The 13633-nt window shown below is 59.3% G+C and carries 6 protein-coding genes, 1 tRNA gene and 1 pseudogene; 2 read left to right on the forward strand and 6 right to left on the reverse strand.

All coding sequences use genetic code 11. The annotated features are described in order from the left end of the window. The first annotated feature begins 43 nt into the window (after positions 1-43). A pseudogene (locus tag FCK22_RS07195) lies at positions 44-1671 on the forward strand (long-chain fatty acid--CoA ligase). Between the two features lie 42 nt (positions 1672-1713). On the opposite strand, the gene FCK22_RS07200 reads toward FCK22_RS07195, so the two are convergent. From FCK22_RS07200 to FCK22_RS07215, 4 genes are all read right to left on the reverse strand, one after another. Continuing rightward, the gene (locus FCK22_RS07200; protein WP_067262068.1) at positions 1714-3765 is read right to left on the reverse strand and encodes an ATP-binding protein; all 2052 of its coding nucleotides are present in this window, start codon (positions 3763-3765) and stop codon (positions 1714-1716) included. A 199-nt stretch (positions 3766-3964) separates the two neighbouring features. Further along, a tRNA-Gly gene (locus FCK22_RS07205) sits at positions 3965-4038 on the reverse strand. Positions 4039-4079: 41 nt separating this feature from the next. After that, a complete protein-coding gene (locus FCK22_RS07210; RefSeq protein WP_136720317.1) occupies positions 4080-4925 on the reverse strand; it encodes a methyltransferase domain-containing protein in 846 nt (281 codons plus the stop codon). Beyond that, on the reverse strand, positions 4925-6973 hold the full coding sequence (locus FCK22_RS07215; RefSeq protein ID WP_067262025.1) for an ASKHA domain-containing protein: 2049 nt from the start codon (positions 6971-6973) through the stop codon (positions 4925-4927). The genes FCK22_RS07210 and FCK22_RS07215 overlap by 1 nt, the downstream gene beginning before the upstream one ends. Before the next feature lie 191 nt (positions 6974-7164). On the opposite strand from FCK22_RS07215, the gene guaB reads away from it, so the two are divergent. Continuing rightward, positions 7165-8613 (forward strand): IMP dehydrogenase, encoded by a 1449-nt coding sequence (guaB, locus tag FCK22_RS07220; protein WP_136720318.1) that lies wholly within the window; start codon positions 7165-7167, stop codon positions 8611-8613. A gap of 719 nt (positions 8614-9332) precedes the next feature. Here the strand turns inward: guaB and FCK22_RS07230 are convergent. Continuing rightward, positions 9333-12647: a DEAD/DEAH box helicase gene (locus FCK22_RS07230; protein WP_136720320.1), complete on the reverse strand. Its 3315-nt coding sequence runs from the start codon at positions 12645-12647 to the stop codon at positions 9333-9335. Further along, positions 12640-13428 (reverse strand): hypothetical protein, encoded by a 789-nt coding sequence (locus FCK22_RS07235; RefSeq protein ID WP_136720321.1) that lies wholly within the window; start codon positions 13426-13428, stop codon positions 12640-12642. The genes FCK22_RS07230 and FCK22_RS07235 overlap by 8 nt, the downstream gene beginning before the upstream one ends. Positions 13429-13633: the final 205 nt, after the last annotated feature.

Consider the following 13633-nt stretch of genomic DNA (forward strand, 5'->3'; position numbering starts at 1 on the left):
TGACCTTTGGACAGTCTCGAAGCAAATGATTGGAGGACCCCCTATGCTTGGCCAGATGATGACGCAGCCGCTGCTGATCTCAAGCCTGATTTCCCATGCCGAACGCTATCACCCCGAGGGCGAGATCATCTCGGTCTCGACCACCGGCGGGGTCGAGGAGACGAACTGGGGGCAGGTGGCCGAGAATGCGCGGCGTTTGGGCGCGGCCTTGACCGATCTGGGGCTGTCGCCGCAGGCGCGTTGCGGGACCATCGCATGGAACAATCGGCGGCATCTGGAGATCTACTTCGGCACCTCCGGCGCGGGCTTTGTCTGCCATACGATCAACCCGCGGCTCTTTGCCGATCAGCTTGTTTATATCCTCAACCATGCCGCGGATGAGGTTCTGTTCATCGACAAGACCTTCGTCCCCCTCGTCGCCGCGATCCTCGACAAGCTTGAGCATCTCAAGCACCTCGTCCTGATGTCCGGCCCCGATGCCGAGGCTGCCGAGCGCTGCCGGGGCTGATCTTCTACGACGAATTGGTGGCTTCGGGCGATGCCGGGTTCGACTGGCCCGATCTGGATGAGAACACGGCGTCGAGCCTGTGCTACACCTCTGGCACCACGGGCAATCCCAAGGGCGTGCTCTATTCCCACCGCTCGACCGTGCTGCATTCCTTTGGCATCAACATGGCCGATAGCATCGCGATCTCCGCACGGGACATCGTGATGGCCGTGGTACCGATGTTCCATGTCAACGCTTGGGGCTGCCCCTATGCCAGCGCCATGACCGGCGCGCGGATGGTGCTGCCGGGGCCGAACCTCGATGGGGCGTCGCTGGTGGGGCTGATCGACACCTACCGCGTTTCCTTGGCGCTTGGCGTGCCGACGATCTGGCAGGGGCTCTTGGCGGCGGCAAAGAAATCCGGCAGCGAACTGCCCAGCCTAGAGCGTACGGTGGTCGGCGGTTCGGCCTGTCCGCCGTCGATGATCAAGACCTTCCGCGAAGACTATGGGGTGGAGACCATCCACGCTTGGGGCATGACCGAGATGTCGCCGGTGGGCAGCGTCAACAAGCCCTTGGCGAAACACGGTGAATTGCCCGAAGACGCCCAGCACAAGCTGCGCGAGAACCAAGGCCGCCCGGTCTTTGGCGTCGAACTTGAGATCTGGGACGACGCAGGCAAGCCGCTGCCCCACGACGGCGAAACCCAAGGCGCGCTGGTCACCCGCGGGCATTGGATTTTGGATGCCTACTACCAATCCGATCGCGACAGCACCCTGCGCGATGGCTGGTTCGACACCGGCGATATCGCGACGATGGACGCCGACGGCTATATCACCATCCGTGACCGCGCCAAGGACATCATCAAGTCCGGCGGCGAATGGATCAGTTCGGTCGAGTTGGAGAATATCGCCATCGCCCATCCCGATCTGGCCGACGCCGCCGTCATCGGGGCCACCCATCCCAAATGGGACGAGCGCCCGGTTCTGGTCGCGGTGAAGGCCGAAGGGGCCGATCCGTCAGAGGCGGATATCCTTAAGGTTTTCGAGGATCAGATCGCCAAATGGCAGGTGCCCGACAGGGTGGTCTTCGCCGAGGCACTGCCGCGCAACGCGACGGGCAAAGTGCTGAAACGCGACCTGCGGGACCGTTTTGGCGATGTGCTGATGCAGGGCGAGAGCTAAGATAGGCCGCCCCGGTCCGCTTTGGGCCGGGGCGTTTTGCCATCAGGCCGAGCGGCGCATCTCGCTATCGGCCACGGGGCGGGGTAGGGTCAGCCGGAAGGTGCTGCCCACGTCGACTTTGCTTTCCAGCGACAGGCTACCGCCATGCAGGCTGGCCAGTTGCTCGGCAATGGCAAGGCCCAATCCCAAGCCGCCGTTCTCACGCGACATTGAGCCGTCAACCTGCTGAAACCGCAGGAAAACCCGTTCGAGATTGTCCTCGGAAATACCGCAGCCCGTGTCGGAGACCGAGAAGGTGATCTCTTCGGCATCCTGCTGCATCTGAAGATGAATATTGCCGCTGCGGGTGAATTTGATCGCGTTTGAAATCAGGTTGTAGAGGATCTGCCGGAGGCGCACCGGATCGGCATTGGCGAGGGCCGTGCCATTGTCCTCATAGGTCAGCGTCAGCCCCTTGGCCTCGGCATCCGGGCGCAGGTCATCGGCGACGGAACGGGCGATCTCGCTGGTCTCAACCTCTTGCAGATCAAGCTCCATCTTGCCGCGCGCGACCTTGGTCCAATCCAACAGGTCTTCGACAAGGCGCAGCATATGTTTGGACGACCCGGCGATGCCGCCCGCTTGGTCAGAGACGAAGTTTTGGAACTCATCGACGCTGTGGCGAATGTCGGGCGTGGCATTGGCGCTGTTGTTCAACGCGGTCTGCAAGCGCCGGGCTTGGGGGAGCTTTTCGGCATGTTGCAGGAAGGTCGCCCGGCCCGAGATCACGGTGAGCGGCGTGCGCAGTTCATGGCTGACGTTGTTGAGGAATTCGGTCTTTTCGCGGTCCGCCGCCTTGGCCGCGTCGAGCGCGCGTTTCTCGGCCGTCACATCGGTCCAGATGCCCACGGTATAGCCATGCGGCGTGCGCGATTCCGTGACTTTGAGCCAGAAGTTGTCCGAAACCTCAAGAATGAAGGCGCCGGTCGGGTTGCGGAACCGGGCGAGACGTTTGGCGATCCATGCCTCACGCTCTTCGACCTGCTCTGGGTGCTGATGGCGGGCGACCCAATGGCGCAACAGCTCTTCGATGGTTTTGCCGGGGATCAAAAGGTCAGAGATTTCAGGGTGATACTCCAGAAACTTGCTGTTGACGGTGACAAGGCGTTCTTTCTCGTCAAAGGCGATGAACCCCTCTTGGATCGAGCCGATCCCTTCGGCCAAAAGCGCATGGGCTTCCTGCTTTTTCAGCGTGACCCGGCGGAAGGCCCAGAGGCCTGCCATCAGCGCGATGGTCGCGATCAGGGCGAAGGCCACGAGGTAGGGGCTTTGCGGGGCATAGGGGGGCAGGCCGTTGGCCGGGCTTGCCGTCGCCTCCCATGTCTTGCCCAAAAGCTCGAACCGGGTGCGCACAGGCGCTGTGGGGTCGACCGCCGCGGGCTCAATCTCAGGCGGCATGACGCCCGTGGGAAAGGCGCGGAGGCTATAGATGTAGTCGGCGGCCTGATGCGGGTTTTGATGCGGCTCGAACAGCCGGTCGGGCTGGAAGACGATGGACATCACCCCCCAAAAACGCGGCGCACCGAGGCCGATGGGGCGCTCGAACACCGGGTAGTGCATGATATAGCCCTTGCCGCCTTGAACAAGGTTCAGCGGCCCTTCGATGGTCGGGCTCTGGCGGCGGTAGGCATTGGCGACGCCGGAAAGCTGCGTTGGGATGTTCTTGTATTCCAGACCAATCGTCTCGCCATTCTGGGTTTTGGGGTAGCTATGGGTGATCTTGAGGTCCGGGGCGAGGGCGAAGGCCTGAATGCCGGGGTTCCGGTCGCGCAACTCTTTGACCAGCAGTTCGATCTTCTTGTCTTTGAAGGCCTCGCTGGAAAGCAGGATATTCTCGATGTTCTTGGTGACCAGAATGGTCTCTTGGAACTGATGCTGCACCTGATTGCTGACTTCATGCAGTGTTTGCCGGGCATCTTGACGGATGCTGGCGATATGCTGCTCGTAATCCAGTTTGACGATCGAATAGCTGATGCCGGCGACACAGCACAGCACGATGAAATTGACGATGATATACGCCTTGGATGTCGCGTAGTCCCGAAACGCGTTTGCCACGCTTTTTTCCTTTGCCTCAATGCGCATCCGACATCGTTGGGCCATCTGCGCGTAAGTTACTTCCCTGTAGATCGCTACTTTTGCGGGCAATCATGGCGAAATTCGGACCAGATTAGGCTTTTCATGGGTGTGACCTTGGGGAACCCTGCGGGGCCTATGCGGGGGCATGTGGCGGCGTCACGAAGGCGGAGGGGGAGCGTGGAGCGGGTAACGAGAATCGAACTCGTAACTAAAGCTTGGGAAGCTGCCGTGATACCTTTTCACCATACCCGCGCGCTGAGGGTGAGATAATCGGCGCGCGGGGGAAGGTCAAGTCAGGGTTTCGTCGCGGTGACGAAATTGATCTCGGCGGGCAGGCGCAGGGGGCCGTCTTCCGCATAGGGACGCAGAGCTTCGGCGATGGTTTGCCGAAGTTCCTTAACTTGTGCCGGGCCCGCCTCGAAATGATTGATCGCGCCGCTGGCCGGGCCGATGTCGCACATCTGCTGGGCAAGGTCATCGACCGTGCCCGCGGGGGTGAGGTCAAGCCGTGTCACCTTGCAGGCGATATCGACAAATCCCGCCTCGGCGAGGATCGACACCACGCGTTCGGGGTCGCGAAAGGCGAAGGGGCAGGGGCCGTCAGGATCGCTTTTCGGCATGGCGCCGATGGTGGCCCGGGCCGCGCGGGCGGGCAGGGTGAAGAAAGGGTTCTCGGGGATTTGGCCCCAAGCGGCAAAGCTGATTTTCGCGCCGGGGCTGAGCTGCGCGGCCATGCGCGTGAAGCTCAGCACCGGATCGGCAAAGAACATCACGCCAAAGCGTGAGATCAGCCGATCATAGGAAGGGGAAAGCGCTAGCGTCGTTGCATCGCCGTGGTGAAAGGCGACATGGGGCAGGGCGGCGGCCCGTTGCCACGCGAGGTCGAGCAGCGGGGCAGAGACATCGACGCCCAGCACCGCGCCTGCATCGCCCACCGCCTCGGCGGCGGCGAGACAGCCCGCCCCCGCGCCGCAGCCGATGTCGAGCACCCGCAGCCCCGGTGCCAGTTCGGCGCGCGCCAGCATGCCGTCGAGCACCGGCTGCATCAGAATGTCCAACTCAGCCTGCCGCGCGGCCCATCTTTGGCCCGCCGAGGCGCTCCAGAATTCGACCTGATCGCTGTTGTCCGAGGCAGTCATCACGTCGCCCTTCTTCTGCGCCGACGCCCGCCGCGTTCGCTTTCGCCGCTGCCGCCGGTGTTGAAGGTCACCTCTGGCAGGGCGACGAGGCTGTTGAGGATGGGGAAAGGCTCCACCGCGTTGGGAATGGCCGAGGCATTGACGAAATGCTCTTGAAAGCGCGGCTCGACGGCGGTTTCGATCTTGTGGATCGCGCCCACGGTCGCCTCGATCTCGGCCCGGGCCTCGGTATTGAGCAGGGCGATCCGGGCGCCGGTGCCTGCGGCATTGCCCGCGCTGGTGACTTTGTCGAGCGGCGCGTCGGGGATCATGCCCAGCACCATCGCGTGTTTGGGGCTGATATGCGCGCCAAAGGCCCCCGCCAGCACCACGCGGTCGACCTTGTCGACGCCGAATTTGTCCATCAGCAGCCGCGCGCCGGAATAGAGCGCGGCCTTGGCCATCTGGATCTCGCGGATGTCGCGGTTGGTCACCGTGATCTTGGGCCCGCCCTTTTCGGTGCCGTCATAGACCAGATAGCTGTTGGTGCGCCCATCGGCAAAGACCGAGGCCGAGCCCGTCCGCGCAGCACTGCCGATCAGCCCCGGCGCGTCGACGATGCCGTGAATGCGCATCTCGGCGACCATTTCGATAATGCCGGAGCCGCAGATGCCCGTGACGCCAGTGCTCGCCACCGCCTCTTCAAAGCCGTCCTCGTCGGACCAGAGATCACAGCCGATCACCTTAAACCGGGCCACCTTGGTCTCCGGGTCGATCTCGACCCGTTCGATCGCCCCCGGTGCCGCCCGTTGGCCCGAGCTGATCTGCGCCCCCTCAAACGCGGGCCCGGTGGGAGAGGAACAGGCCAGCACCTTTTCCCTGTTGCCCAGCAAGATCTCCGCATTAGTGCCTACATCGACCACCAGCATCAGTTCGTCGGATTTCTCAGGCGCCTCCGACAGGGCGACGGCGGCGGCATCCGCGCCGACATGGCCCGCGATGCAAGGCAGCAGGTAGACGCGGGCGGAGGGGTGGATGTTCAGGTCCAAATCCTCGGCCCGCAGACGCAGCGCGCCGGAGGTTGCAAGCGCGAAGGGCGCTTGGCCCAACTCGAAGGGGTCGATGCCTAGCAGCAGGTGGTGCATCACCGGGTTGCAGACAAAGACCGCGTCGACGATCAGATCGGGCGCGACATTCCCTTCGGCGGCGATCTGGGTGAAAAGCGTGGTCATCCCTTCGCGCACCGCGCGGGTCATCTCCTGCGCGCCGTCGGGGTTCATCATGGAATAGCTGACGCGGCTCATCAGGTCTTCGCCGAAACGGATCTGCGGGTTCATCACGCCGGAAGAGGCCATGACCTCACCGGTTTGCAGATCGCACAGATGCGCCGCGATGGTGGTAGAGCCGAGGTCGACCGCCAGACCATAGACCGTGCCCTCGTAATACCCCGGCCAGATGTTCATGATCCGCGCGGCGTTTTCCTGATCGCCCAGATGAACGGCGACGGTGACTTTCCAATCGCCCTTGCGCAGGACCGGCTGCATCATTTGCAGGATGTGCAGATCGGCGGTGACTTTCTCCAGCTCCCACTGCTCGGCCAGCGCGGCCCTGAGACGCTCCAGATCGCCCGAGGGTTCGTGCATGTCGGGCTCCGTCACTTCGACGTAGAAGAGTTTGACCGACGGGTTCAGCACAATCTCCCGCGCCTCGGCGCGTTTGCGCACGACCTGTTTGTGCACTTGGCTCTCTGGCGGCACGTCGATTACCACATCGCCCTGCACCGTGGCCTGACAGCCCAGACGGCGGCCCTCCTTCAGGCCGCGCTTCTCGTCATAGCGTTCCTCGACCGCGTTCCATGTGCTCAGCGCGTCAGGCGCGACGGTCACCCCATGTTTCGAGAACTGCCCATACCCCGGCGAGACCTGACATTTCGAACAGATGCCGCGCCCGCCGCAGACCGAGTCAAGATCGACACCCAACTGCCGCGCGGCAGTCAGCACCGGGGTGCCTTTGGGAAAGCGCCCTCTCTTGCCGGAGGGCGTGAAAATCACGAGGGGGTCACTGCTCATCGGGGCCGTCCTTTGTTTCTTTGCGACAGCATAGCGTGCCGCGCGGCAGGGGAAAGATGCGGGGCGGCAATTCGTGCCGCGCCCGCGTCATTCCCCCTCTGTGGCTTACGCGGGGGAATAGGCCTTTCCAATCCCGGCCATCCGTGAAATAGGAAACCGCCAAATGAACCCATCCAGACCCGAGGTGTTAAATGGAGATTCGTGAGGCCCTGACCTTTGATGACGTCCTGCTGGTTCCCGCAGCGTCTTCTGTGTTGCCGTCCACCGCAGATACGCGAACCCGCGTCACGCAGAGCATCGCGCTCAATATCCCGCTGCTCAGCTCGGCCATGGATACGGTGACCGAAAGCCGCATGGCCATCGCACTGGCGCAGGCCGGGGGCATGGGGGTGGTCCACCGCAACCTCACGATCGAAGAACAGGCCCGCGAAGTGCGTCGGGTGAAACGCTTTGAATCCGGCATCGTTTACAATCCGATCACCCTGCGTCCCGACCAGACGCTGGCGGATGCCAAGGACCTGCAAGAACGCTACCGCGTGACCGGCTTCCCGGTTGTAGACGAAAATGGCCGCGTGCTGGGCATCGTCACCAACCGCGACATGCGTTTCGCCTCTGACGACCGCACGCCGGTCTCGGTGATGATGACCTCTGAACGGCTGGCGATCCTGCAAGAGCCTGCCGACCGGGACGAGGCGATCAGCCTGATGAAATCGCGGCGGATCGAGAAACTGCTAGTCACGGATGCCGAAGGCAAGCTCACCGGGCTGCTGACCCTGCGCGACACCGAACAGGCCGTGCTGAACCCCACCGCCTGCAAAGATGATCTGGGCCGCTTGCGTGTCGCCGCGGCGACGACAGTGGGCGATGCGGGCTTCGAGCGCTCCGAAGCGCTGGTCGATGCGGGCGTCGATATGATCGTGATCGACACCGCCCATGGCCATTCCGAAGGCGTGGCCCATGCGGTGACCCGGGCCAAGAAACAGTTCGCCGATGTGCAGGTCGTCGCGGGCAATGTGGCCACCGGCGCCGCCACCCGCGCGTTGATCGACGCAGGCGCCGATGCGGTCAAGGTCGGCATCGGCCCGGGCTCGATCTGCACCACGCGGATGGTGGCGGGCGTGGGCGTGCCGCAACTGACCGCGATCATGGACTGCGTGGCCGCTGCGGGCGACGTGCCGATCATCGCCGATGGCGGCATCAAGTTCTCCGGCGATTTCGCCAAGGCGATCGCGGCCGGTGCCTCCTGCGCCATGGTCGGCAGCATGATCGCCGGCACCGACGAAAGCCCCGGCGAAGTCGTTCTTTATCAAGGCCGTAGCTTCAAAAGCTACCGCGGCATGGGCAGCATGGGCGCCATGGCCCGCGGCTCGGCAGACCGGTATTTCCAGAAAGACGCCGCCTCTGACAAACTGGTGCCCGAGGGGATCGAAGGTCAGGTGCCTTACAAGGGCAGCGCGGGCAATGTGTTGCACCAATTGGTCGGCGGTCTGCGCGCGGCCATGGGCTATACCGGTTGCGCCACGGTCGATGAGATGCGCCGCAATTGCAACTTCGTGAAGATCACCGGCGCGGGGCTGAAGGAAAGCCATGTGCATGACGTGCAGATCACGCGGGAGTCTCCTAATTATCGAATAGGGTAAGTGCAATATACCATTAAGTTTTAGTGGGATTTGATGTGTTAATTTGCGTTGAGAACCATGCGTGAACAGGACCGAACATACCCAGAACTGGACAATGCATCAGTGAATAAACTGATGCAAATTAAGATAGGGTTAGGCGAAAGCTGATGCATGGTTGTCGGATCGGGAGAGCACTAAGTGGAGGTGGCGGCATCATCGATCCTGCCACCAACAATGAGTTTGAGTAGATAAATCTTCTTGGCACGATTGAGACGGAGAGCCCAACCGATAAGCTGCTACCTGAAATTGACAGCACGGTTAGTGCCGCCCGGCTAAAGATGGATCAGGCGACCATCTCTCAACGAGATCTGTGTCGGCTGGGTCGGAAATCCCAATTTGCGTCGTGCATCCCTATCGCTCTCAACAGCCGTCCCGCGATCCACCGCGCGCCCCGTCACATTGCCGCTTACGCCGTGGTGTTTTGTGTAACCTGATTTCGAATGCGGCCAAGTTTACCTCTGAAGGTGATGTGGTTGAAATGAGCGTGAGACGGATAGATCAGAAAGTTCGGATCGAAGTCGCAGACCACGGGATAGGCACCGCAGCTGAAGAACAAAAAGACGATCACCTTTTCCTTAGGAAAGCGGACACTCAGATGGTTGTTTCTGGTCTGACCCGACTGTTCAATTCGAAGAGCCTTTCCGAACAACGCTCGGGGAAACTACGCCTCTGTTTTTCAGTCATAAACCGTCTTGGAATGGATCTGGATAAGTTCTGTTGTTTAGTTCTTCGTCCGACGCCAACTCAACGCGCAGCTCAAGTCTTTCGAGGGTTTCGTGCTCCCCTGCCGGCTGGAGATAAGGTGTGATGTTTGCAAAACTCCTGTGCACTTCACGTCTGGACCATCTTACAGATGACATAAGTGTCCCAAATGCTGCCATCTCCGCGCTTGAGAAGCCACGCCTGACACACCGATTGGCAAGCCCCAATGCAGTAGTTGGACTAATCTGTTCATCAGCGTGCACATTAAGATGACCCTGCAAGATATGAAGAGGGGCTCCCATCAGATGTGCAAGATCCGGAACAAGCCGGATCACGAATTTTCGCGCACTTGTGCTGCGCTTCCGGTCACGAGTTTTGTCAGATAAGGCTTTTTGGATGGCCCTAAGTGGCTCACCGTTCATCCACAGGCTCAATGCTTCCCGCAGCTTTGGGAGGGCGTGGGACGCACGAGCAGCGTCGCCCTTAAGCTTCTTGAAGTCTGTTCCAAATAGATACTCCAAGCTGTCTGGCTTGATTACACGGTCCAAATATTCAGGCTTGGCTGTCAGCCACTCGAACATCCAATTGCACAATGCTTCGACTGAATGAAAGCTGTGAAACCCCTCTTCGGCAAGGGCATTTGACAAGTCCTTCAGGACATCTTCGGGCAGCCCCAACATAGAGGCAGTATTGCGCAAAGACAGGGACTCAACGGGCAGGGCTTCGTCATCATCATTCAATAGCGAAAGGGCCGCTGCTGTCCTGCTTTCAATCCAGTCCTCTTCAGCATCCTGACGTTTGCGATAAGCTGCGAAGCTTCTCGATAGGCCAAGCCGCACATCGAGAACACCGTCTTCACTTTGATCGGTCTCCGCGAGCCGCGCGACAACATATCGTTCCAGATCTCCAATGTCTGAAGCTTTGTCATGAATGCGATCCATCAATGCCGTAAACGGATCGTCCAAAATAAGGCATTGATCGGACTGACCAAATATCGCCCGGAGGCGTGTCCATCTTCCACCAATCTTGTTCTCGGTATCATCCAACGGAACAACTTGCCCTGGGACAACCAAGACAATGCCTGTCGCGCTCTCACCAGCTCGACCCGCGCGACCAGCGGCATTGAGAAGATCTTCAGCTTCCAAAAGGTCTTTGCGTCCCGATGCAGCATCGTATTGGCTATCTTCTGCGATGATGACTAAATCTGCTGGCAGGTTCATACCTTGGCCAAGTGTTGGAGTTGCAGCGAGGACAGATAGAGCACCATCGCGCTTATACAGTGCTTCTGCGAGCTGCCGCTCCTCTGGAAGCAACTGGCCGTGATGCGTGGCCGCCTGCGACACAAGCTTTCCGTTCTCGAGCGTCAAATAGAGTTGGTCAGCGCCACCCATTTCATCGGCAGAAACTTCATAGAACCGCTGCTCATTCTCGGTCAGTTCGACAGCACAATCGTCAAGTGCCATGCGTGCTTTCTCTGAGATCGAAAACGCGTTTGGAATAGATTGCGAGAAGACAAGAGTTCTCAAGCCAGCCCGCGCAGCAGCGACAGCTATGGACGACGCGACAATCCCGGAATTAGGTGTAAGCTTCCAAAACTTGTTGGTTGAGAACTCAAGCGCGGTATCAAGGAGCGGGACCAGCGTGTAGTCACTGCGAATTTGAGACGCCCAAGTCTGCTTAACACTAAAGAAACCTCTTGGGGTAGCCGTGAGCTTGCGCTTGACCGCGACCGGCACTCCCCCTGTTGGCTTTTTGCGACGTTCCGCTTTCAGAAAGTTTTGAAGATTTGCGTATCTGTTGGCGTCATAGACAACACAGCCCCTGAGTTGGCGAGTTGGTTTCCATGCATTGTCGAGAGGCAATGATTTTCTACCCGTAAGTTCTTCAAGCCAGCCGCTGAGCTCATCCGTGTTTTTCATCATTGCTGACAAGAGAACGATATCAGCATCAGGTGCGACGCGGGTGAAGCCCAAGATGCAGAGCATGGCATCAATGGCCCGACGATCCCCATCTGTGCTGGGATGCATAAGATGGCATTCGTCGAAAATCAGCAAGCCGACATCGTCAAATCGCTCTGGCTCCATGTGGCTTGAAAGCAGACAGGCTTCCGGCGTCATGACCATGACGTCGGGTAGGTCTTCTCCCTGGCTCGAAAACCCAAACTCGTCCGTGCGTTCGCCGCGGACAGTTGCCCGAGGGAAGGCATCGCGTAGGTCTCGCGTTGTTTGATCCACGAGTGCATGAGTAGGGGCAAGGAACACCGCTTTGCGACCGGACAATAGCGTTGCATGGATCTTTAGTTGGGCTGTGGTTGACTTACCCGCCCCGGTTGGGAACCCTATCGCTGAGGACGTTCCTATTTCCAGATAACCTTGCTCGACGGCATCTCTGTGATTGCGCCAAAGATACGGACGCGTCTCAGAAACCGTTTTCATCGCCTTAGCCCATCGGTCCCCATCCACCCCCTCGGGAGGCGGCAATTTAACAACAGCGCCGCCAAGAAGTGCTGAACCCGCTGCAATCAGAAGACTTGCCAAGTGAAATGGCCCTGGGAATACAGCGACCACGCCATCAGGATATTCATCGGCGAATTCTTCTGCACCAGGTGCTGCCAAATCCTTGACTTCAGTGAAAACTTCAATTGGATCCACCAGCCCCCTCATGCGTCGTCCCTGAAGCACGAACGCAAGCGCCCGAATACCGCGCAAAATCCGGTAATAGAGTGCGGCATTTGCGCGTTCGCCACCCGAACCAGTGACAAGGTCGTCCTGTGGAGGCCGTTTTCGGTTTCGAATTCGACCAACTTGACCCTTTGCCAGCATGATCAAATGAAGAATCAGTTCTGACTGAAGCCTGTTACCGCTTGGAACCCGCATGGCTGCTGCGACCTCTGCAGCATCGGCTGATGCTTCAGCAACCAGAAAGAGCAGCATCGCTGAAATCTCAGGGCTAATACCGTCAGGTGTGATGAACGATGCGGGCGGCTCCGGTTCTTTCAGCGCCTGTGCCTGATACAGCAACTGGTAAGCGCTCGCGGCAACAAAGCCTGCAGCAGCCCGGTTCTCCCGATCAGGATTGATTGCGACCAATGCTTCATTTGTTTGCGCCAGCCGGCGCGCGAAGCTGGTGGTTTCACTGAGCGAGGCGAGATCCTCGTCGCCCTCACGCAGCATCACCCGCGCCGATACAATTTCTGCGAAAGCGCGTGCGAGCTGATCGGGCAATGCCTCAGTATCCAGATCATCAAGTTCTGGTGTGGATCGAATAAGCGCTGCTGTCGTGGGATCATACAAGGCTGTCGGCCTCCGCGTCCTCAATTGCGGCAAGCGCCATCTCAGCTATCTTGTCCAGCCATTCACGCACATCTTCTAAGACCAAGGTTTCCGCACGGCGCCGCTCAACGTCGCCCAACACCCTTTTTTCGTATCCTGCAAATAGGCGTTTGCGCCCTTTTTCTGATGCATGCTTATCACCAACTGTCACGGACACACGATAGGCACGTTTTTCGTTCCACAGGATATCGGCAACGGTTCGGTCCGGATCTGCATCGTCCGATTTCTCCAACAAAGACGTGACGGACGCAACAAGCTCATTGTCGCGAGCACCCGTCTCGAACTGTTCAAACTCTGGCCAGACCTGAGATTTGATCTTCTGTCTCGGATGTTCGGTCGCTTTCTCTTCACAGATGACAACCTGTGCAATGCCGTTGTCATCGAACTCGATCATGAGCCCGTCCAAGCCTTTGTCAGCTTTAATCATTTGAGGTGACCGGATAAGGGCGTCTTCATCGAAACGATGGGCGGCGATCCAAGCGATGACCTGAAATACCCAACCATCTCGGTGATATGTTTTATCTCCGTTTCCAACAGTCAGTAGCGTCCTGGCGCCTTGAAAGCCGCCCTTTGGATATCCTGCTGGCAAATCACCAGTGGCTTTTAGAATGCGTTCCACAGTTCTGGACTGCCCAATGGCAACACGTGCAATCAATTCCGCAAGTTCACCCTCGTGGTCGATCGTCCAAGTGGACCCGGACCAACAACCCTTCTCTGCGACTGGTGTGATTGCAATCGGCATGACCTACCTATTACGCTTTACAACCCATAAACGAAAACCCTTTCCAATACATCCGTCCACCTTTTGCTAAACTGACCCGCAGCCAAGATCCATAATTCGTGGACAATCGGCAGCGTCCGGTTTTGGGAATTGCTTTGCCGCATGGCTCGGGCCGTCGTTACCTGTTATTTGGCACTAACGGTTTGACCAGGAACTTTTTTTAATC

The sequence above is a fragment of the Sulfitobacter sp. 15WGC genome (genome assembly GCF_005068605.1).
Classification (GTDB): domain Bacteria; phylum Pseudomonadota; class Alphaproteobacteria; order Rhodobacterales; family Rhodobacteraceae; genus Sulfitobacter; species Sulfitobacter faviae.

Excerpts from the sequence above, each read along its gene's own strand:
- FCK22_RS07210 (WP_136720317.1), bottom strand. The coding sequence starts at position 4,925 with ATGACTGCCTCGGACAACAGCGATCAGGTCGAATTCTGGAGCGCCTCG.
- FCK22_RS07215 (WP_067262025.1), bottom strand. The coding sequence starts at position 6,973 with ATGAGCAGTGACCCCCTCGTGATTTTCACGCCCTCCGGCAAGAGAGGG.
- guaB (WP_136720318.1), top strand. The coding sequence starts at position 7,165 with ATGGAGATTCGTGAGGCCCTGACCTTTGATGACGTCCTGCTGGTTCCC.
- FCK22_RS07235 (WP_136720321.1), bottom strand. The coding sequence starts at position 13,428 with ATGCCGATTGCAATCACACCAGTCGCAGAGAAGGGTTGTTGGTCCGGG.